Annotated in this window: 22 protein-coding genes; 9 read left to right on the top strand and 13 right to left on the bottom strand. The window is 43.5% G+C overall.

What is annotated here, in order from left to right; all coding sequences use genetic code 11:
• Positions 1 to 12: 12 nt before the first annotated feature.
• Positions 13 to 1,740, bottom strand: a complete 1,728-nt coding sequence (gene recJ / locus KKOR_RS04185; protein ID WP_041296007.1) for a single-stranded-DNA-specific exonuclease RecJ — start codon at positions 1,738 to 1,740, stop codon at positions 13 to 15.
• Between the two features lie 91 nt (positions 1,741 to 1,831).
• Here recJ and KKOR_RS04180 point away from each other — a divergent pair, with 91 nt between their 5' ends.
• The gene (locus KKOR_RS04180; RefSeq protein WP_041296006.1) at positions 1,832 to 2,200 is read left to right on the top strand and encodes an Mth938-like domain-containing protein; all 369 of its coding nucleotides are present in this window, start codon (positions 1,832 to 1,834) and stop codon (positions 2,198 to 2,200) included.
• Positions 2,201 to 2,273: 73 nt separating this feature from the next.
• Here KKOR_RS04180 and KKOR_RS04175 read toward each other — a convergent pair whose 3' ends face one another.
• From KKOR_RS04175 to rpsP, 6 genes are all read right to left on the bottom strand, one after another.
• Complete coding sequence (locus KKOR_RS04175) at positions 2,274 to 3,032, bottom strand: thioredoxin fold domain-containing protein (RefSeq protein ID WP_012800767.1); 759 nt, start codon at positions 3,030 to 3,032, stop codon at positions 2,274 to 2,276.
• Positions 3,033 to 3,188: 156 nt separating this feature from the next.
• Entirely contained in the window at positions 3,189 to 4,076 is an 888-nt protein-coding gene (gene xerD / locus KKOR_RS04170; protein WP_012800766.1) for a site-specific tyrosine recombinase XerD, read from the bottom strand.
• Between the two features lie 104 nt (positions 4,077 to 4,180).
• Positions 4,181 to 4,537 carry a 50S ribosomal protein L19 gene (gene rplS / locus KKOR_RS04165; RefSeq protein WP_012800765.1) on the bottom strand — a complete coding sequence of 119 codons (357 nt, stop codon included), beginning with the start codon at positions 4,535 to 4,537 and terminating at the stop codon, positions 4,181 to 4,183.
• A 54-nt stretch (positions 4,538 to 4,591) separates the two neighbouring features.
• Positions 4,592 to 5,359 carry a tRNA (guanosine(37)-N1)-methyltransferase TrmD gene (gene trmD, locus KKOR_RS04160; protein ID WP_012800764.1) on the bottom strand — a complete coding sequence of 256 codons (768 nt, stop codon included), beginning with the start codon at positions 5,357 to 5,359 and terminating at the stop codon, positions 4,592 to 4,594.
• Positions 5,360 to 5,378: 19 nt separating this feature from the next.
• Entirely contained in the window at positions 5,379 to 5,900 is a 522-nt protein-coding gene (gene rimM / locus KKOR_RS04155) for a ribosome maturation factor RimM (RefSeq protein ID WP_012800763.1), read from the bottom strand.
• A 38-nt stretch (positions 5,901 to 5,938) separates the two neighbouring features.
• On the bottom strand, positions 5,939 to 6,184 hold the full coding sequence (rpsP, locus tag KKOR_RS04150; RefSeq protein ID WP_012800762.1) for a 30S ribosomal protein S16: 246 nt from the start codon (positions 6,182 to 6,184) through the stop codon (positions 5,939 to 5,941).
• 363 nt (positions 6,185 to 6,547) lie between these two features.
• Here rpsP and KKOR_RS04145 point away from each other — a divergent pair, with 363 nt between their 5' ends.
• Positions 6,548 to 6,865 (top strand): TFIIB-type zinc ribbon-containing protein, encoded by a 318-nt coding sequence (locus KKOR_RS04145; RefSeq protein ID WP_012800761.1) that lies wholly within the window; start codon positions 6,548 to 6,550, stop codon positions 6,863 to 6,865.
• Between the two features lie 193 nt (positions 6,866 to 7,058).
• Complete coding sequence (locus tag KKOR_RS04140) at positions 7,059 to 7,757, top strand: tetratricopeptide repeat protein (RefSeq protein WP_012800760.1); 699 nt, start codon at positions 7,059 to 7,061, stop codon at positions 7,755 to 7,757.
• A 259-nt stretch (positions 7,758 to 8,016) separates the two neighbouring features.
• Here KKOR_RS04140 and ffh read toward each other — a convergent pair whose 3' ends face one another.
• On the bottom strand, positions 8,017 to 9,417 hold the full coding sequence (gene ffh / locus KKOR_RS04135; RefSeq protein ID WP_012800759.1) for a signal recognition particle protein: 1,401 nt from the start codon (positions 9,415 to 9,417) through the stop codon (positions 8,017 to 8,019).
• A 163-nt stretch (positions 9,418 to 9,580) separates the two neighbouring features.
• Between ffh and KKOR_RS04130 the strand changes: the two genes are divergently transcribed.
• From KKOR_RS04130 to KKOR_RS04120, 3 genes are read left to right on the top strand one after another with little or no spacing between them, the layout of a single operon-like run.
• Positions 9,581 to 10,372 (top strand): cytochrome C assembly family protein, encoded by a 792-nt coding sequence (locus KKOR_RS04130; RefSeq protein ID WP_012800758.1) that lies wholly within the window; start codon positions 9,581 to 9,583, stop codon positions 10,370 to 10,372.
• 3 nt (positions 10,373 to 10,375) lie between these two features.
• Positions 10,376 to 11,656 (top strand): HlyC/CorC family transporter, encoded by a 1,281-nt coding sequence (locus tag KKOR_RS04125; RefSeq protein WP_012800757.1) that lies wholly within the window; start codon positions 10,376 to 10,378, stop codon positions 11,654 to 11,656.
• Between the two features lie 15 nt (positions 11,657 to 11,671).
• Positions 11,672 to 14,164 carry an efflux RND transporter permease subunit gene (locus KKOR_RS04120; protein WP_012800756.1) on the top strand — a complete coding sequence of 831 codons (2,493 nt, stop codon included), beginning with the start codon at positions 11,672 to 11,674 and terminating at the stop codon, positions 14,162 to 14,164.
• A 70-nt stretch (positions 14,165 to 14,234) separates the two neighbouring features.
• On the opposite strand, the gene KKOR_RS04115 is transcribed toward KKOR_RS04120, so the two are convergent.
• Complete coding sequence (locus KKOR_RS04115) at positions 14,235 to 14,690, bottom strand: universal stress protein (RefSeq protein ID WP_012800755.1); 456 nt, start codon at positions 14,688 to 14,690, stop codon at positions 14,235 to 14,237.
• A gap of 146 nt (positions 14,691 to 14,836) precedes the next feature.
• Between KKOR_RS04115 and KKOR_RS04110 the strand changes: the two genes are divergently transcribed.
• A complete protein-coding gene (locus tag KKOR_RS04110; RefSeq protein ID WP_012800754.1) occupies positions 14,837 to 15,259 on the top strand; it encodes an Hsp20/alpha crystallin family protein in 423 nt (140 codons plus the stop codon).
• 103 nt (positions 15,260 to 15,362) lie between these two features.
• Here the strand turns inward: KKOR_RS04110 and purT are convergent, their stop codons facing one another.
• The 4 genes from purT to gshA all read right to left on the bottom strand — a co-directional run bounded on the left by purT (position 15,363) and on the right by gshA (position 20,357).
• Positions 15,363 to 16,544 (bottom strand): formate-dependent phosphoribosylglycinamide formyltransferase, encoded by a 1,182-nt coding sequence (gene purT, locus KKOR_RS04105; RefSeq protein ID WP_012800753.1) that lies wholly within the window; start codon positions 16,542 to 16,544, stop codon positions 15,363 to 15,365.
• A gap of 132 nt (positions 16,545 to 16,676) precedes the next feature.
• Positions 16,677 to 17,156 (bottom strand): GNAT family N-acetyltransferase, encoded by a 480-nt coding sequence (locus KKOR_RS04100; protein ID WP_041296005.1) that lies wholly within the window; start codon positions 17,154 to 17,156, stop codon positions 16,677 to 16,679.
• The gene (putP, locus tag KKOR_RS04095; protein ID WP_012800751.1) at positions 17,156 to 18,745 is read right to left on the bottom strand and encodes a sodium/proline symporter PutP; all 1,590 of its coding nucleotides are present in this window, start codon (positions 18,743 to 18,745) and stop codon (positions 17,156 to 17,158) included. Before putP ends, KKOR_RS04100 begins: the two co-directional genes overlap by 1 nt.
• Positions 18,746 to 18,788: 43 nt before the next feature.
• Complete coding sequence (gshA, locus tag KKOR_RS04090; RefSeq protein WP_012800750.1) at positions 18,789 to 20,357, bottom strand: glutamate--cysteine ligase; 1,569 nt, start codon at positions 20,355 to 20,357, stop codon at positions 18,789 to 18,791.
• Positions 20,358 to 20,521: 164 nt separating this feature from the next.
• Between gshA and KKOR_RS04085 the strand changes: the two genes are divergently transcribed.
• Both KKOR_RS04085 and KKOR_RS04080 read left to right on the top strand, forming a co-directional pair.
• Entirely contained in the window at positions 20,522 to 21,280 is a 759-nt protein-coding gene (locus tag KKOR_RS04085; protein ID WP_012800749.1) for an EAL domain-containing protein, read from the top strand.
• Positions 21,281 to 21,325: 45 nt separating this feature from the next.
• The gene (locus KKOR_RS04080) at positions 21,326 to 21,655 is read left to right on the top strand and encodes a hypothetical protein (protein WP_012800748.1); all 330 of its coding nucleotides are present in this window, start codon (positions 21,326 to 21,328) and stop codon (positions 21,653 to 21,655) included.
• The last annotated feature ends 3 nt before the right edge of the window (positions 21,656 to 21,658 follow it).

Here is a 21,658-nt window from a genome sequence, read left to right as displayed (position 1 = left end):
GGCATATCAGACTCAAGCTAAACGCTCAAAATATTGAATCATGAGCTGCAACTCGGGAACATTATAATAATCATTAATGTCAGGCTTATACACAGCTCGTATTTTTTGTGCGGGCTGTGACAACCAGTCTTCCACATCGATTCTAAAAGCAATCGCTTGGATTGGATCTTGCTGGCCGTATTTTTGCAAGGTCAATTTCAAATGGTTCTCACCAACAATCCGATGATTCAAGACTTCAAACTCACCATCAAATGCTGGCTCTGGAAATCCTTGTCCGAATGGACCTGCCTGAGTTAACTCTACGGCAGTCTCGATGGTCAGCTCTTGTGGCATCAGCTCGCCATCGGTCTCGATGACATCCTCTATCGCTCTTCCTCCCAACACATCAGTCACCGCTTTCTCAAAAGCTTGCTGAAACTGTTCTAATTTATCCAGAGCCAATGATAAGCCTGCAGCCATAGCATGCCCGCCAAACTTTTCTATTAACTGGGGGTGACGACTATCTACCAGCGCTAAAGCATCACGTATGTGAACCTCCTTCACCGAGCGGGCCGAACCTTTAATGCTAGTTTCATCAGCATTGGCAAAAACGATACAAGGTTTGTTCACTTTCTCTTTAATTCGCGAGGCTAACAACCCCACAACACCTTGATGCCAATGTGGCTCATATAAACATACCGAATGTGCAAACTCTCCAGCATGCCAGTCAACCTCTTCCAACTTAGAGAGCGCTTCATCCTGCATCTCCTGTTCAACTTGCTGCCTGTCGCTGTTTAAGCTATGCAACGTATCCGCTAACTCTTTTGCTGTTTTGCTGTCGTCTGCCAACAAACACTCAATGCCAATCGACATATCATCTAATCTTCCGGCTGCATTAAGCCGAGGGCCTACCGCAAACCCTAAATCGGTGGCTGTCACTTTGTGCAGTTGTCGTTTTGCTAATTGCAATAAAGCACTGATACCAGGTCGGCAGCGACCAGCTCGAATTAATCGCAAGCCATGATGCACCAGCAAACGATTATTGCTATCAAGTGGCACCACGTCAGCAACAGTTCCCAGCGCCACTATGTCAAGGTTGTGCGCCAAATTCGGTTCTTCGATAGCTTGTGTTGTAAACCAGTTGATATCGCGTAAACGAGCACGCAATGCCAGCAAGACATAAAATACAACACCTACACCGGCCATATTTTTGCTAGGAAAAGTGTCTCCCGGCTGATTGGGGTTCACAATGGCATCCGCTTGCGGCAATTCATCACCTGCCAAGTGATGATCTGTAATAAGTACCTTAATGCCGGCCTCTTGTGCCGCTTTCACCCCAGCAATACTGGAAATCCCATTATCTACTGTAACAATCAAATCTGGATTTAACTCCTTGGCGACCTCAACTAACTCAGGCGATAGACCATAACCAAACTCAAATCGGTTCGGCACCAGGAATTCCACATACTTTGCCCCGAAGTCAGTCAATACCAGTTTGGTCAAAGCACTGCTGGTTGCACCATCAGCATCAAAATCCCCGACAATCAATATGCGCCTTTGCTCAGTAATAGCTTCGACTAATAGCTCCACAGCCACATCAATCCCCTTCAGATCATGATAAGGAAGGAGTTGGCTCAGGTTATAATCAAGCTCAGCAGCGTCTTGTATTCCGCGATTGGAATAGATTCGATTCAAGACAGAACTAGTGGTCAAAGGGCTAGTGCTTTCTTGTGGCTGCCGCTGTCGAATTATTTTTTTCATAGAGTCATCGTTAATTGTCGAATTCACACTTTGATCCAGCGTTCAATGAGTTGCTATTATAGGGATTCCTTCCAATAGATGAAAACCACCCATGGATCTTTCGCTGGATAATAACACTGGGAGCTACAAGATACGCTCTTATAGCCCAGGCTCTATTATGATCAATGATGCGACATATCAGGACCCAATTGTTGTAGGGCTCGATGTGTTGCGTGAGAATGTACTACCGGTGGATTCAAGCGAACTTAATAAAGAGTTACTGGAAGAGCTAAAGATTAGCGATTATGAAGTGGTAATTTTAGGCACCGGCAAAAATCAGCAGTTTCCATCTTGGGATCTTTTGGAGCAAGCGCAAATGATGGGAACTCCGCTGGAAGTGATGGCAACTGATGCGGCCTGTCGAACATTCACTATTCTAGCCAGCGACGGGCGCAAGGTTTTAGCCCTGCTTTATCCTTGATTTTAATTGCCGCAAGCACAAAAAAACCTGCTTCATCAAGTGACAAAACAGGCATTCGAATTCTAAAATACTATTACTTGGTGTCTTTCTTAAGCTGATCCAAACGCTGGCGCATGATTTCAGCTGGCAGGTAACCACCCACTAAGTCGCCATTTTCGAGGATAATGCCAGGCGTTCCTCGAATACCAAACTTTCTGACTAAGCTCATATGCTCAGCAAATGGTGTCGTACAACTACCTTCACGGTACTTTCGCTCTAGCTTGGCTTCAGTCATGGCTGTCTGCTGATCTTTAGCGCACCATATCCCTTGTAGTTTGTCCGCTGATTTTGATTTTAATCCAGCGCGCGGGAATGCTAAATAGCGAATGGTAATGCCCCGGCTTAAATAATCATCACGCTCACGATGCATTTTTTGGCAATAGCCACAATCTATATCGGTGAAAACACTAATGACATGCTCTTCATTTGGTGCTTTGAAAATAACCATATCTTCATCTTTCAGCTTAGCCATTTCACGTTTACGCATCGGTGACTTCATTTGATCGAGCTGAGAAATTCGTTCCTGTGAGATATTTCGAATTTGCTCTGTTGAAATATCAAGCATTTTGCCATCGATCAGGTACTTCCCATCATTTGATACATAATAAAGATCACCTTGCAACATGAAGGAATACAGAGAGTCCACCTCTGAGGGAGAAACATGGTCTATCGATGCACCCGGGAAACGCGCTTCTAACATCACTTTAACTTCCTCTTCACTCAGAGCCTTGGTAGCTGCAGAGGCTAAAGGAATAGTTAAGCTAAGCATCAATATAATTAACAGATTTTTCATCTTGATAGGGACTCCACTCAGATGCGTAATGAATTTATGGAAAGGTGAACTTAAGAAATATAGACACCTGTTAAGAATGCCATTCTAGCCAGTCGCTAGCTAACTTTTAAGCCGATTTACAAACATTTACACCCTAAACATGGGTTTTAATAACCATCAACCTCGTGGATGATGCTCGCTATGGAGCTGCTTGAGCCGTTCCTTAGCGACGTGAGTATAGATTTGTGTGGTTGACAAATCACTGTGCCCTAACAACATTTGCAGTGTACGCAAATCAGCCCCATGATTCAGTAGGTGTGTGGCAAAAGCATGACGTAAGGTATGCGGCGATAAATGCTTTCTGATTCCTGCAGTTTTGGCATAAAGCTTAATTCGATGCCAGAAAGTCTGGCGCGTCATTCTCTGCCCTCTGGTGCTCAAAAACAACCAGTCGCAAACTTTTTCGTTTGCCAGCTCTGCTCGACCATGTCTGATATATAGCGATATTGCCTGTAATGCTTCTTCGCCAATCGGAACTAATCGCTCCTTGTTGCCCTTACCAATCACTCGCATTACACCCTGCTGGAAACCAATCTGGTTGACTTCTACTGAAATCAGCTCAGTAATACGCAGGCCACTACTGTATAAAAGCTCCAGCATGGCTTTGTCACGTAAACCGAGTGCCGTCTCCAAATCAGGCTGACTGAGCAAGCTATCCACCTCGTCTTCACTTAGGGACTTGGGTACTGGCGGTTGAATTTTGGGGCTGTCGATTTGCTGTGTCGGGTCGACCTTGATCTGATTCGACTGTATTAAGTAACGGTAAAACTTACGGGCAGATGATAAAAAACGAGCCGTAGAACGGCTACTGTATTGCTTGGTATATCGCTCGGCTAAATATTGCTGGATGTCGAATGGTGAACTGCGAAGCAAATCCTTGCCTTGCTTTTGGAGCCACTGATTGAACAATTTGAGATCACTACGATAGCTGGACAAGGTAGCATCGGATAACCCCTGCTCCATCCAGACCTGATCACAGAACTGTTCAATAATCGATTCGCTCATCTCGCCACAACTAAAACTTGGTAAACTTCAACTTTACCAGAATAAAAGTTTGAGGCATAAAAAAAGCAGCCCAATGGACTGCTTTTTTTAGCGAAGAACTGATCTTACTTTTTAAGAACCAGTTTTTCTTTAATACGTGCAGATTTACCTGAACGCTCACGCAAGTAGTAGATTTTCGCTTTACGAACATCACCACGACGCTTAACTTCGATGCTGTCAATCATTGGGCTGTAAGATTGGAATGTACGCTCAACGCCTACACCAGAAGAAATCTTACGCACTGTGAATGCAGAGTTAAGACCGCGGTTACGCTTTGCGATAACAACGCCTTCAAAAGCCTGTAAACGCTCACGGTTACCTTCTTTAACTTTAACTTGAACAATAACTGTATCACCGGCACCAAAGGTCGGGATCTCTTTGTTCATTTGCTCAGCTTCTAATTGCTGGATAATGTTACTCATGGCTGTATGCTCCTCATTCGAGCTCTCGCTCGTTCAAAATTAATCGGTCGAAGACTACTTGTTAGCGCTTGCTTGGTATTCTTCAATAAATTCCTGTAAGAGTTTTTGTTGCTCATCATTCAGTTGAATGTCGTCCAACAAATCCTTACGTCTCAACCAGGTTCTCCCCAGAGATTGCTTCAGCCTCCAGCGACGAATGTTCTCATGATCGCCACTGAGCAATATGGGCGGGACCTGCTGGCCCTCAAAAATCTCAGGCCTTGTATAATGCGGATGATCCAATAAACCTTCCGCAAAAGAGTCTTCACTTGCAGAGTCTTCATGTCCGAGCACGCCCGGCTGCATTCTGACCACCGCATCGATTACAGCCATAGCTGCAATCTCACCACCACTAAGAACAAAGTCGCCTAGCGAGATTTCATCATCAATTTCTGACTCAATCACTCGCTCATCAATCCCTTCATAGCGCCCTGCTACAAATAGCAGGTTTGGCTTTCCGGCCAATTCTTTAACCACCTGATGGTTCAGGCGGCGTCCTTGTGGGGACAAATACACTTTGTAAACAGGTTCTGATGGTGTCTCAAGACTCATGCGAGTCTCAGCATAACGAATTGCTTCGGCTAGCGGTTCAGTCATCATTAACATGCCTGGCCCACCACCGTAAGGTCTATCGTCAACGGTTCTATGTTTATCCGTTGTGAAGTCTCGCGGATTAGTCACAGCAAAATGTACTTTGCCCTGCTTGACCGCTCTGCCGACTACGCCTTGCTCCATAACCCCATCAAACATGGTCGGAAACAAAGAAATCACATGAATGTTCATGCGCTGAACCTCATGTGATTCATGGCTGGTCGTCAAACTCCCAGTCAACCGTAATCTGCTTAGACTCCAGATCAACCTTGATCACGCTATACTCGGGAACATAAGGTATTAGCAACTCTTCTTTCGAAGCAGTTTTAACCACTAATACGTCATTAGCACCCGTTTCCATCATTTTCTCGACTGTTCCCATCTCGTCTCCGGCAACATTAACCACCGTTAACCCAACCAGGTCACGCCAGTAATATTCACCTTCCTCAAGCTGAGGCAGTTGAGACTCATCAATTGCAATCTCAACGCCACGGTAACTCTCAGCTGTATTACGGTCATTACAACCTTCAAGCTGAGCCACCACAGTCTTTCCCTGCTCACGTCCATTGATAATTAAAACCTGTTGCCATTGGCCATCCAGTTTCAAATACCAGGGACTATAATTCAGGATATTCTCCTTCGGGTCAGTATAGGAAAAAACCTTTACCCACCCTTTTATGCCAGAAGCTCCGTTTAATTTGCCGACAATTAGCGGCTTAAAAGCTTGTGACATAGAAAACCCTATTAAATCAGTTTGTTAGAACGATTTAATTAAGCTTTAGCAGCTTGTTTCATTAAAGTCGCTACGCGGGTAGATGTTTGCGCGCCTTCACCGATCCAGTGTTGAATACGGTCATTATCAAGGCGTAAACGCTCTTCATTACCACGAGCTACCGGGTTAAAGAAACCTACACGCTCAATGAAACGGCCGTCGCGACGAGCGCGAACATCAGCAACTACAACGTGGTAAAATGGGCGTTTTTTAGAACCACCACGAGCTAAACGAATGGTTACCATATCGTTCAAATCCTCTGTTTTAAGTACAAAACAGCCCCAAAAGCGCCAGAAATCGAGGCTTTTGAAGGCTTTCAAAATTTTAAGAGCGCGAATTTTACATTAAATACACGGCATTTGGAAACGATTTTACCTAAAAAATCCTTATATTTACTACCTTATTCGCCTGATTCGGTGAAACCTTACAATTTATATTTACGAACACACTAAATAGTCCGCACACTTATCCATTCACCATTCAGCTCTATCACTAAGCGTTGTTACATTTGCTGACCAATCTTTATCCTTGATTGATACTCAAACATCCAAAATATTGCTATAAACAAGAAGACATATATTAAACATCAAGTTAAAGGAGTTACCCCTATGCAATGCCCTGTCTGTGATGGTGCTGATTTAGTAATGACCTCGCGCGAAGGAATTGAAATTGACTACTGTCCTAAGTGCCGCGGTGTTTGGCTGGATCGTGGTGAGTTGGACAAAATTATTGAGCGTTCAGCGCCAGCTGCAGCACCTCAAGCTACAAACCCACAACCTCACGCTCAAGAGCCAAGATATCGTGATGACCACTATAAAGAATCTAAATATCGCGAGCAAAGCCGAGCACATCATGGATATAGTGACAACGATCACTACAAGCGTAAAAAGAAAAAAAGCCTGCTCGGAGAGTTGTTCGATTTCTAAACTGTTACACAGCTCGATAAATCAGGGTTAGCCAATTATATACCTGGCCCTGAATTAATTTCCTAGCTAAAGTATATTTTCATCTACTGATGATTATATTGTCTAGTAGATGAATATTAATTGTTGTCACCATTCTAATTTCAATAACGTCCTAAAAACGACAATCACTTAATAAGCAAAGGAAAAAAGGATTATGCATATCAAGAAATTACTACTTACTATCGTTCTACTATCTTGCTCTTCGATAGTTTTTGGAAGTAACCAAGAGTTTTACGTGATTAATGAGTCGGATATAGCAAAGGCAGATGAGTTATTCAAAAATGAACAATACCAAGAATCACAACAGCTATACTCAAAGTTAGCCAAGGCGGGCGACAAGTATGCACAATATATATTATCGGTCGTCTATTTGAACGGACTGACCGGTGAAAAAGACCTTCAAAAGGCATATGCCTGGGCCAGAGTAGCCAAAGAGAACGGAAATAAAGAGCTTTCAAAGCATTTTGATCATATCAATTCTCTTATCTCACCTGAGCAAAAAGATCAGATTGTAAAGTCATCCTCCGATATATACAGACAATATAGTAACCTTGGCATAGCCGAGAATTTCCTATCTTATCTCAAAGATGAATTCCCAAAATGTACCGGAAGCAGACTTCAGGTTAATGTGAACGCCTGCGAAAGAATTCAGGTTACATGTAATATAAATAGCGTCTGGGGAGCTAATACTATCCCAGACATTGTCAGCAGCTTCGGTAAAGACTGCCTTGAATTTGCAGCGAAAATTCAGCCCGAAAATCTCAAAAAAATGAAAGCTGGTATCGAGCTTATGGAAGAATACATCCAAGAGGAAAGAAAGAAAGGTACTGTAATTATTTCAGAGGAAAAATAAAAGCTTACCTAAAATGGCAGAAAGCTTTTAGGGAGAGAACATCACTTAGTACGAGGCTAAAATCCTTTTCAAGCCAGGCGCTTACTTCAGTAAGTAACTAGTGAGAAAAGGATTTTTAACAAAGTAATCAGTGATTTTAGCCATTACAAGAACTTTAAAAGCTTCTAGAGCAAGGCAAATACCTTAACTTTTTGCCGTGGTTTACTAAAAGTAAACGAGTCAAAAAGTTAAGGATATTTAACGAAGCTATTAGAAGCTTTTATCGGCCGAAAGGAGGCATCCCCCCAGGTCCGCCCGGCCCACCTCCTCCCGGAGGCATCATTCCTTTCATGCCGCGCATCATCTTCATCATGCCGCCTGGTCCTTTCATCTTCTTCATCATTTTTTGCATCTGATTGAATTGCTTAAGCAGGCGATTGACGTCTTGAATCTGAGTGCCGGAACCATTGGCGATACGCTTTTTACGAGAACCTTTTATCAGCTCTGGTCGAGCGCGCTCTTTTGGCGTCATTGAATTGATCATGGCGATCATGCGATCAGTCATTTTGTTATTAAGAGCTTTTTTCTTAGCCGCTTCGGGGATTTGTCCCATGCCAGGCAGCTTATCCATTAAACCTGCCATGCCACCCATATTATTCATTTGTAAAAGCTGATCGCGGAAATCACCGAGATCAAAGCCTTTGCCTTTCATAATTTTCTTGGCGACTTTCTCGGCTTTTTTCTTATCAACCTTACGCTCGACTTCTTCAATCAAGCTTAAGACATCGCCCATTCCTAAAATTCGAGAGGCAACACGCTCTGGATGGAATGGCTCCAGCTGATCGATTTTCTCGCCCATACCAATAAACTTAATTGGTTTACCCGTGATATGACGAATAGACAGAGCCGCACCGCCACGCGCATCACCATCGGCTTTGGTCAGAATAACACCGGTTAACGGCAAGGCATCATTAAACGCCTTCGCGGTATTGGCGGCATCCTGACCAGTCATTGAGTCAACAACAAAGAGAGTTTCGGTCGGCTCTATCGCAGCATGAAGCGCCTTGATTTCATCCATCATGGCTTCATCAATCGCCAAACGACCCGCCGTATCGATTATGACCACATCAATAAACTGCTTTTTCGCTTCTTTGATGGCGTTATTGGCAATATCGATTGGCTTCTGGTCGGTTGAACTTGGGAAGAAGGTTGCGCCCACTTCGCCAGCAACCGTTTCGAGCTGCTTGATTGCGGCTGGACGATAAACGTCGGCACTGGCAACCATCACCGATTTCTTTTCGCGAGTCTGCAATAAATGAGCTAATTTACCGGCACTGGTGGTTTTACCCGCACCTTGCAAGCCTGCCATCAAAATTACCACTGGTGGCTTAGCGCTTAGGTTTAAGCCATCATTGGCCTCGCCCATCGCTTTGACCAACTCATCATTAACAATTTTGATGAAAGCCTGACCGGGATCGAGAGCTTTACCGACCTCAGCACCCATGGCACGCTCTTTGACATCACCAATAAAAGCTTTTACTACGGGCAATGCAACATCAGCCTCCAACAAGGCCATGCGCACTTCGCGTAACGTATCCTTAATATTGTCTTCACTGATTTTGCCCTTTCCTTTTAGCGTTTTCAGGGCACCGGAGAGACGATCACTTAAACTGTCAAACATTGTTGCTTATCTCAAATTAATGGCATTTATTAAATTAGGGGCATTATAACGAAAAGCAAGTGGCTTTGTTGTAGTATTTCTCATAGATAGCGCTTGTTTCAGTGTTAATTTGCTCTAAAATGGCGGATTAAGAAAACTCTAACAAACTAAAGGCCTTAAGGCAGTGTTAATCGATATAATTACCGGGCTTTCTTATCTTGTATTGGCGGTATTTTTTATTCTCCGCCTTAACCACCCGGCCAAAGAAGTTCCAGAATGGGGAAAATGGTTGCCGCTGGCACCCATTGCTTTGCATCTGTACGCGCTTTATTTGGCGATAGAAACTGGCGCCGGGCAAAATTTATCGCTACTGAATACCTTATCGCTGATTTCACTAATCATGGTGTTATTGGTAGCGGTTTATCGATTAAGTCATCAAACACCCCACCTAATGCTTTACGCCTGTCTATTTGCCGGAGTGGTTTCATTACTGAATCTTCTCCCAGAGAAGCCTAATATTTTAATGCTTAAAGGCAATACATTAGCCTTTTGGCATATCTGGCTCTCGGTCATTGGATTTAGCCTGCTTCTGGTAGCAACTTTTCAAAGTGCTTTAGTCTTGTTCCTGCACAAAAAACTGCGCAGTAAACCAGCATCCATTCACCCACTTTTGCCACCTTTGATGCAAATGGAGCAATTCCTATCGGCCTTGGTACTCTCGGGAATTATTAGTTTGGGTGTTGCGTTGGTGCTCGGCTTTATGCAACCGGATAGCGCATTAAAAGCTCAGTCACTGCATAAAATCATTCTTTCTGCTTTGGCTTGGTTCAGCTTCTGTACATTTTACCTCGGGTATAAGTTATCCCGTTTAAGTGGTATTCGCTTTGCTCGGCTGTGCATCATTGCCTTTATTATTCTGGCAATTGGATTCGTTGGCAGTAAGCTGGTGCTAGACTACATTCTTCAGCGAGGTTAGTGTTTGGAAACCCTGTCGACCAGCACCCTGTTTATCATTCTTGGCTTACTGATACTTCTCTCGGCTTTTTTTTCAAGCTCAGAAACGGGAATGATGTCGCTCAATCGTTATCGATTGAAACACCGAGCAAAAAATGGAGACCACAGTGCCAAACGGGTCTACAACATGCTCAAGCGTCCGGACAAACTTCTCGGGCTTATATTGCTCGGAAATAACATTGTTAATATTTTAGCTTCGGCAATTGCCACAGTCATCGCCATTCGCTTTTGGGGTGAAGGCGGTATATTTGCGGCGACTTTAATGTTAACGGTTGTCGTTCTAATCTTCGCGGAAGTAACCCCAAAAACGCTAGCAGCTCTTTATCCTGAGCGTATTGCTTTCTTTGCAGCACCAATTCTAAAACCTCTTTCCGCCATTTTTTCGCCGGTCATTAAATTAATTAGTTTTCTGGCCAATGGCTTATTGAAGTTGTTTGGCGTCAATGCCGGCAAAGAAGGCGAGGACCATCTCAGTCAAGATGAGTTAAGAACAGTAGTTAATGAAGCTGGTGCAATGATTCCGCGTCGACACCAGAAAATGCTGCTGAGTATTCTAGATCTGGAAACCGTCTCTGTTGACGACATTATGGTGCCTCGCAACGAAATAGCGGGTATCGATTTAACGGATGATATGGATTATATCTTCGAACAAATCCGTAACAGTATCCACACCAGACTACTCGTCTTTAAAGAAGAAATTGATCAAGTGCAGGGCTTTTTACACGCCCGTAATTTTGGCCGCATTTTAGAACTGGAAGAGCCCACACCTGAAGCGATTCTTGATTTCCTGGATCCTATTTATTATGTGCCTGAGGGTACACCGCTACACACGCAGCTAATGAAATTTCAGCGCAAACGTGATCGTATCGGTTTAGTGGTTGATGAGTATGGTGATATTGAAGGATTAGTCACACTCGATGATATTCTTGAAGAAATTGTCGGCGACTTCACCACAGAGATGTCGAACATCAATAAAGAGATTCAAGCACAACACGATGGGACATATTTAGTAGACGGCACCATTACTATTCGTGAATTGAATCGAGCCATGAAGTGGTACCTACCTCTTGATGGTCCAAAAACATTAAATGGCCTGATTACAGAGTATCTGGAAACCATTCCTGAAGCATCCACGGGATTACGTTTACATGGTTACCCCATGGAAATTTTGCAGGTCAAAGACAACCTTATTAAAACTGTGCGTATTATGCCTAAACTCTACCGCGCACCAGAAACTGATATTTAAACTTGGAACTCATCCATGACACACAATAAAGAGCACTTCTTTTTCAGGCTTTATCAGAAACTCATTTTAAACCATCCGATCATCACCCTCTCTTTGGTGATCATACTGTCTGTGGTTGCAGCGACACAGCTGCCTAAGTTTAGACTGGATGCCTCAGGTGAGTCGCTCACACTAGAAAACGACACATCATTAAACTTTTATCGTCAGGTGAATGAGCGCTACGGCTCTGATGACTTCCTGATTATTACCTGGAAGCCTAATGCTGGTTTGATGGATCAAGAAGCACTGGCGTCATTACAAGACCTGGTCAGTCGTTTAGAGCAGATCCCAACCGTTGCTAATATCAACAGTATACTTAATGTGCCTTTGTTGGATGGTATAAAACTGGATGCAGAAGCCCTGTCCGCTGAAATTCCAACACTGATGGATAAAGGTGTTGATAAGCAAAAAGCTCTTGAAGAATTCACGAGCAGTCCTCTTTATACCAACCTGCTGGTTGGAGAAAATGGCGAAACCAGTGCCCTTCAAGTTAACTTTGAACGTGATGAACGCTACTTTAGCTTGCTTGATGCCCGTGACCAGCTACGTTTAAAGCGAAGCCAGCAGCAACTCTCAGCTGAAGAATCAGAACGTCTTGAACGACTGGAAGAAGAGTTTGATGCTTATAGCAAGCTAGTTTCCGAACGCACCAGCCAGATCATAGAAGACGTTAGAATCATTATGGATGATTACCGAGATGAAGCCGAATTGTACCTCGGTGGCATTTCAATGATTACCAATGACATGCTTGATTTCATTCAGCATGACATCACCGTATTTGGTATCGGCATCTTACTGTTTATTATGGTTGCGTTATTTGTTTTCTTTGGCAAACTTCGCTGGGTAGTTGTTCCACTTTTCTCTTGCTTAGTTACAGTGCTTATATTGGCAGGCCTACTTAGTTATCTAGACTGGCGAATAACCGTCATTTCATCCAACTTCCCGTCAATTTTGCTGATAACCGTATTAGCATTAAATGTGCACCTAGTTGTTTTTTATCGAGACTTTATTTCCGACAACCCCAGCAGTACACAAATGGAGCGAGTCAAGGCAACTATAAGAACCATGTATTGGCCTTGTTTATACACTGCACTAACCACCATTGTTGCCTTCATTTCATTACTAATAAGTGGCATCCGTCCCGTGATTGATTTTGGCTGGATTATGACTATTGGCTTGGCACTTGGCTTCATCATCACCTTTATTGTATTCCCAAGTTTTATTCAGATTCTAAATACTGAAAAGCATCAAAGCGGCTCCAGCATCACTTACAAAATCACTCACTGGATCTATAACATCAGTGTGAAATTTAAGCCTTTCATCTTTACTTTGGCAGTACTGCTGGTGCTATTCAGTGCTTATGGCATTTCTCAGTTAAAAGTCGAGAACCGTTTTATTGATTACTTCAAGCCAACCACCGAAATTTATCGTGGTATGACAGTCATCGACCAACAGCTTGGTGGTACAACGCCTTTAGATATCGTTATTGATGCTGACCCAAATGAAGAATCACTGTTCGCCGAGGATGAGTTTGAAGACGAATTTTCTGATGAATTTGATAGCGGCAGTTATGATGCCGGCTATTGGTTTACCCGCAGTAAACTAGAAACGCTGGAAAAGATTCATGATTACATCGATAGTCTTGAAGTTACCGGCAAAGTCCAGTCACTCGCTACCACAGCGAAAGTTCTCAAGGAAATGAACGACGGTGAATATCCTGATGAACTTACTTTAACCTTGGTGCATCAAAAGATGCCTGATGATGTCCGCACCACCTTACTCGATCCTTATCTATCTGATGATGGTGATCAAGTTCGTATCAATATTAGAGTAGAAGAAACTAATCCTAATTTAAAACGCTCTGAGCTAATTGATACCATTAATACTTTTATTGTTAATGAAACCAGTATTAGACCGGAGCACGTTCATTTTACCGGTATGTTGGTGCTCTATAACAATATGCTTCAAAGCCTGTTTGACTCACAGATTATGACCATTGGTGTAGTCTATCTTGCTATTCTTATCATGTTCCTAGTGCTGTTCCGTTCGTTCGTACTCGCTATTCTGGCCACTATTCCTAATGCACTCTCCGCAGCATTGGTACTCGGTATTATGGGTTGGATGGGCGTACCAATGGATATGATGACGATCACTATTGCAGCGATCGTAATTGGTATAGCGGTTGATAACTCAATTCATTATGTGCATCGTTTTAAAAGTGAGTTCAAAAAAGATAATAATTATCTGGCAACCATGGAGCGTTGCCATGGTAGTATTGGTAAGGCGATTTATTATACTGGTGTAACAATTATTGTTGGCTTCGCCATTCTTGCACTGTCAGAGTTTATTCCATCGATCTACTTTGGTTTACTAACAGGCTTTGCTATGGCGGTAGCACTATTCCTTAATTTAACCTTATTGCCACTGATGCTAGTGACGGTTAAACCACTTAAGACTAATAGAAATTAACTGCTCAAAGTGCAGAAATTTTTACCAAAAAAGGAGCTCAATGAGCTCCTTTTTTTAAACGATACTCACATTACTCTTTCGGGTTACGCATCTGAACACATAACACATCACAAGGTGCGCCATGTAAAACGCCATTGGCCGTTGAGCCAAGCAAAAGCTCCCAGCCATGTTGACCATGTGTACCGATAACAATTACATCGCAATTCTGCTCTTCCGCATACTTCTTGATTTCACGTGACGGCTTACCGATTTTGATATGGCAATGGTCATCAGCTACGCCATGTTTCTTGGCGAAGTCATTAATTCGCTTAGTCTTAGCCTTAATCGCTTCCTGCTCAATATCATCAGTATTGACAATAACAGCTCCGAACGGTGCACCAGCCCATAATCCCGCTTCGATGGGTTCTGCAACATGTACTAGGTGGAGGTCGCCACCTTTTGCTAGAATATTTTGTGCTTTTTGGATAATGGCCTCGCCTTCTTTGCGAAGATCTAATGCCACTAAGACCTGCTTATATGAACCCATAACTCTCTCCTTTGTCTAACAGGTGTTTCTAATAGATACAGTTAGTTATACCCTTTCAACCTAACATTATTTTGATCTGGATCAAAGTGACAGGAGGTTGGTGGGTTTAGTCTAGCATAGCAAACTACATAATTTGGAGGTGTATTATGCAACTATCAAAGTGGAAACCTTTCTCAAATATCGAATCTTTCATCAACTTCCCAGTTTCAGGCTTATTTGACGAAATGTCGAATGGCTTCGGTAACGAGTGGCGCCCTGCTGTCGACTTTATCGAAAAAGCAGATGAATTTCTGGTTAAAGCAGAGCTACCGGAAGTTAAGAAAGAAGATGTCAAAATTAATATTGAAAACAATATCTTGAGCGTTCAGGGTGAACGCCGCTATGAAGAAAAGGATGAAAAGCAGCATAGATTGGAACGCTTTTACGGAAGCTTTACTCGTAGTTTTACCCTGCCTGACAATGTTGATACGGATCAATGCAAGGCTGAGTTTAAAGATGGCATGCTAAACATTCACTTACCTAAAAAAGCAGGTAGTGAAAAGCCAACAAAATCAGTCCAAATCAACTAGTGGCTTCTGAATAGGTAAGTAACACTTAACTCTCTTGGGTATCACACTCTATGAGTAATGACACTTAAGCCCAAGAGAGTTCTTTTTACTTTAGTTAAGGATCTTAAAGTTTGATGGTTACTTTGGCCGCACTATTACGAGCTTTAGCTCTGGCCTGCTCTACCGAGTCAGCTTTTGCCAGGGCAACGCCCATGCGACGCTTACCGCTGACTTCCGGTTTACCAAATAAACGTAATTGAGTATCAGCCTCAAACATAGCTGCCTCAAGATTACCAAACTCAACCTGCTGTGACTCACCTTCGACTAAAATAACAGCTGAAGCTGAAGGGCCTTGCTGACGAATAGCTGGGATTGGTAAACCCAATATCGCGCGAGCATGCAGGGCAAACTCAGACAAATCCTGAGAAATCAATGTAACTAAGCCAGTGTCGTGAGGCCGTGGTGATACCTCGCTGAATATCGCTTTATCGCCTTTAATAAAGATCTCAACACCGAAAAGACCATAACCGCCCAGTTCATCGGTGACAGCTTTGGCCATGTGTTGAGCTTCAGCCAGCGCTTTTTCAGACATTGCCTGCGGCTGCCATGATTCTCGATAATCACCGTCTTCCTGAATGTGACCTATTGGTGCACAAAACTGAGTGCCACTCACTGAACGAACCGTCAATAAAGTAATCTCGTAATCGAAATCAACAAAGCCTTCGACTATCACTCGTCCCTTACCGGTGCGCCCGCCCGCCTGTGAGTATTTCCAGGCCGCATCAATTTGCTCCTCAGTTTTGACCGTTGACTGTCCTTTACCAGAACTACTCATCACTGGCTTAATGACAAAAGGTAAGCCAATCTCATCAACTGCCTGCTTGTATTCTTCATAGGTATCGGCAAAACGATAGGGAGAAGTTTCCAGGCCTAAGTCTTCTGCCGCCAAACGACGAATCCCTTCACGATCCATGGTCAGGCGAGTTGCGCGAGCAGTTGGTATGACTGTAAAGCCCTCTTTCTCGACATCTAACAATGTTTCCGTCGCAATAGCCTCGATTTCGGGCACAATTAAATCCGGCTTTTCTTCCACAATAACGCGCTTTAGCGCATCACCATTGAGCATATTAACTACATGACTACGATGCGCCACCTGCATCGCAGGAGCATTGGCGTAACGATCAACTGCAATCACCTCAACCCCAAAGCGTTGCAATTCGATAACCACCTCTTTGCCCAACTCACCCGAGCCAAGCATCATGACCTTTTTAGCCGTATTCGATAAAGGAGTGCCGATCTTTGACATAACAAATTCCACAAAATGACTGATAGAAACAATAAAGTGCCGATAGAGTAGCAATTGGGGTAGGTTCAGGCAATAAAGAATGGGCATAAAAAAAGCCTCACTAGGAGGCTTTAACAGGAAATGACTTATATATTATTTTGCAAAATCACCCAATGCATCGCCAGTCAAACGAAACACGGTCCATTCATCCATTGGTTTTGCACCAATGCTGTTGTAGAAGTCAATTGCGGGTTGATTCCAGTCTAATACCGACCAGTCAACACGAGCGCAATCTTTCTCCACAGCGATCTTGGCTAGCTTTTGCAACAGGCTATAGCCAATTTTTTTGCTACGGAACTCTGTCTTAACATAAAGATCTTCCAGATAAATACCGTACTTACCTAAAAAGGTTGAGTAGTTGAAAAAATACAAGGCGAAGCCTGCTGGCTTCCCCTCGTAGTCGGCAATCAGACAGTGAGCCCTGGCATCATCAGCAAACACGGTCTGTTCAATATCTGCTACCGTTGCCACCACTTCATGGGAAAGCTTTTCATATTCCGCAAGCTCTTTGATAAAGCCAAGAATTTGCGGTGCGTCTGCACGCACCGCTTCTCGTATCATCAAACTACTCATTAACTTTTATACTTCTTAAATTCATTACGATACCAGTCAAACTGGTTGTATGTTGTTTCAGCAACCTGAGTCAACTTGCTCACAATAATGATCGCCAGAGTCGCGAAAACAAAACCTGGCAACATTTCATATAAATCGAACAAGGCAATTTCAGTATTACTACCCAACCAGTCCCAAACCAGAACAGTCACTGCACCGGTTACGATACCGGCTAATGCACCATGGCGAGTCATACGCTGCCACAACAGTGATAAAATGATAACCGGACCAAAAGCGGCTCCAAAACCTGCCCAAGCTTGACCTACTAAATTAAGGACATTTCTTGATTCTCCCATAGCAACTGCAATACCAATTCCAGCAACCAAGATAACCACAAAGCGATTGACCCAAACAAGTTCTTTTTCAGAAGCGTTTGGACGCATGTATGGTTTATAAACGTCTTCGGTAACTGAGCTTGAAACTGCTAACAATTGCGAGTCGATGGTACTCATAACCGCTGCCAGAATTGCCGCTAACAAGAAGCCCGCTAACCATGGATTAAATAGTGCTTGCGTCAATAACAGGAATACTTTCTCGCTCCCAGGCTTTGTGCTTAATACTGCAACATCTTCCGCACTTAACAACACATAGGCTTTGGCATTAAAGTCTCCACCGAAGTAGGCAATACCAGCGAAACCAATAAATACTGCACCCAGCACACAGACAATCATCCAGCTCATACCAATGCGACGAGCCTGAGGTACTGTGTTTACACTCTTGATCGCCATGAAACGTGCCAGAATATGAGGCTGACCGAAATAACCTAAACCCCAGGCAGCTAGTGATAAAAAGGCAATCCATTTAAAAGAGTCGTTATTATCAAAGAAGCCTTGGGTAAAGCTCACAGCTTCAGGCTTGATCTCACGCGTAGCATCAACAATACCGCTAAGACCGTTGTACTCAACCAATAATACGATTGGCGCTACGATTAGAGCGGTCATAATGATTAACCCCTGGAAAAAGTCAGTCCAGGAAACCGCCAGGAAGCCACCGAGGAAGGTATAAGAAATGATAACAATTGAGCTGATTAGTAGCGCGGTGTTGTAATCATAGCCAAAGCTTGACTCGAACAGCTTACTGCCCGCGACAAGACCAGAACCGATGTAATAACCGAAAAAGATTATCATGACTAGCACAGCCACGATACGTAAGGCTTTGCCTGCATCATGGAAACGGCCTGCGAAATAGTCCGGCAATGTTAAAGCATTGTCGGCAATTTCTGTATAGGCACGCAGTCTTCCGGCAATAAATTTCCAGTTCAGATAGGCACCAATAATCAAGAACAGCGCCAACCACGAATCAGATAAACCTGAAAAATAAATGGCACCTGGCAAACCCATCAAGATCCAGCCGCTCATATCCGATGCGCCAGCACTTAATGCTGTTACCGCACCACCAAGGCCGCGACCACCCAGCATATAATCGCTGGAATCATTAGTGCGCATGTAAGCCCAGATACCGATACCAATCATAAACACCAGATAGATCAGAAACGCGATCTCAACCGGCCCTACGGTCATCCCCAAAAAATCGAACTTGGTATAGTTCATAACACCTCACTAGGTTAAATTAATTTGTCCAGAGCCTGTTGCCCTAGGCGAAATATTGCTTGAGATATTCTTCAAAAGATAAGGAGTCGCTCTCCTCAATCTGCTTCTGCTTCTCAATAGACTGAGCCGCTTCACGCTCGAACAGAGCCTCAACCTCAGGGCTGATGTGCTCAGATAGAAATTGCTGACGCGTTTTCTTGGAAAGGTCCATGGTGTAACCAAAATAACCCTTCTCATACGCCAACATATTATTGAGAAACTGACCTGACAACGTCTTCTCCGGTTCTTTGGCCATTTCAATAGCCTCACCAAGTGCTTGTGTATAAGCCCTGGTCTGGTTGCTCTTATCGAGTAACACTGCAACTGGCCGCATTTCCTCAAAAATGGCTAATGCTGCCTCCTGTAATGGGATTGCTCGGTTAAATCTCAACAGGCCCAAGTCAGGTTTTCGACCGTAATAGACCGTACGACGGAAGTTTTCGTCGTTTTCAGCATTCTCACGATCCGATTGATTGCAGCTCTCCTGTAACAGGCAAAAGAGCAAAAAGACGTCTAAAAAGTCAATTTGTGACTGACTTATACCAACTGGGTCGAAAGGATTCAAGTCAAGTGAGCGAACTTCCACGTATTGGACTCCGCCCCTCTTCAATGCCTGAGTCGGCCTTTCGCCTGAATTAATCACCCGTTTCGGACGGATTTTGGCGTAATATTCGTTCTCGATTTGCAAGAGGTTAGAATTCAGCTGACGGTATTCACCATCCACTTTAACCCCCAGCTCCTCATAGAACTCATCCTTGGTTCGAATGGCACGCTCAAGTTCATTAACATACTCATCTAAGTCATTGTGACGAATAGAGAATTTCGACTGTGCATTATTTTGATACCCAAGGTCACTCATACGCAGCGAAGTCGAATATTTGCCGTATAAACTGCCGTCACCATGGTCTTCCAGCAACGAACCACCTTTGCCTTTTGTAAATGAACGGCAAATTGCTGGCGAAGCACCATACAAATACGGCAATAACCAGCAATAACGCAGATAATTACGAATCAGACCCAGGTATTGATTAGAGATAAAATCTTTTAAATTGCCGCTATCTTGTTTGAACTGCTGGTATTTAGGCCAGAAATCCTCAGGAAGGGAAAAGTTGTAATGAACCCCGGCAATCACCTGCATATAGCGGCCATAGCGATAGCCCAGACCGCGACGATAGATATGCTTCATCATGCCGACGTTAGAAGTACCGTAATTCGCCAACGGAACATCGTCTTCCTTAGTCAAAATACAAGGCATGCTTCCAATCCACAGGATCTCATCATCCATGTGCTGGTAAATAAATTGGTGAATATCATGCAACCACTGCCGCGGCTTCAAGCGGTCACTCGAAACCGGCGTAATCAGCTCAGGAAGAGCTTCAGAATAATCCGTCGTAATAAACTCATTGGTCAGGGCAGAACCCCAAGCCTTCGGATGAGGTTTCGTTGAAAGGTAACCATCCTCCGTAACACGCAAACTTTCTTTTTCAATGCCACGGTTTAAGCGAGTCAAACATTCCGCTAACTCGCCTTCCACAAACGCCAAAGCGTCACGATCCAGTTTCGGGTCACGCATATAATAGATTCAGTAAGAATTGAGCAGCCAATACTATGCCACAGGGCTAAGTCATTATAAAGTTTACAATAAATAATCTTGTCAGTAGGATGGAAAACCTCATGACCCATAAAGCAGCTCTCAAGCTGAACTGAACACAGGCAAGAAAGCATAAGGAATGCACTATGACTAGAAGCCAGGACAACAACTTTGGATGCTCTCGCTGCAAAGACAAAGAGGCATTAAGTTTTGACATCTCAATGGCTTTTCAACCCATCATCAACACAGCCAGCCAAACAGTATTCGCGCATGAAGCACTTGTCAGAGGCACCAATGCAGAGTCAGCTTATGAAGTATTCAAAAAAGTTAACTCAGACAACCTTTACCCTTTTGATCAAACCTGTCGAACAAAAGCCATAGAGCTTGCCTCAAACCTCAACTTTGAACAGAAGTTAAGCATCAACTTCATGCCCAATGCAATTTATCAACCGGAGTTGTGCTTACGGACAACCTTAGCCGCAGCAGAAAAATATAACTTCCCCATTGATAGGATTATTTTTGAGATAACGGAAGGCGAAAAAGTTGACGATCTTGAACATCTAAAAGAAATTGTGGACTACTATAAATCCAGAGGATTTCTAACAGCAATCGACGACTTTGGCGCAGGTTATGCAGGTTTAACTCTAATCAGCGAAATTCAAACTGATATTGTTAAACTAGATATGGGGTTAATTAGAAATATCGACAGCAACAAAAATAAACAAGCCATCGTCAAAGGAATTTTAACAGTCTGCAAAGACCTGGGTTCAGAAGTCATCGCTGAAGGCATCGAATCCCACGAAGAATGGGCCATCCTCAGAGATTTTGGCGTTGAACTTTTCCAGGGATACTACTTTGCAAAACCGAAATTCGAAGGTGTTGCCGAAATAAACTTCCCAAAATAAGTCACAAATCAACTTGAATAAAATGACAACAAGGAACCAACCACCATGGAAACCTTAATTAGCTTACTTATCGTCGTACTATTATTAGTCCTACCACTAAAATTTGCTGCCAAATTTATCGGCGCAAAAAACACAGGCTTCTTCGCCTGCCTGTTCGCCTTAATCGTATCAGCACTCTTTCAATATGGCGTAGATTACTACTTCCCCAGGTTAGACGACACCTACGACTGGCTCATCACCGTCCCCGTAGCCGCCCTTGCCTACATGCTGGTACTCGGCACTAGCTTTTTAAAAGCGGTGCTGATAGCAATCGTTCAAGTCATATTAATGGTATTACTGACAGCATTGGTGGCGGGTTTGTTGGCGGGGATATAATAT

The organism is Kangiella koreensis DSM 16069 (genome assembly GCF_000024085.1).
Lineage (GTDB): Bacteria > Pseudomonadota > Gammaproteobacteria > Enterobacterales > Kangiellaceae > Kangiella > Kangiella koreensis.
This window is presented reverse-complemented; position numbering and strand designations above follow the sequence as displayed.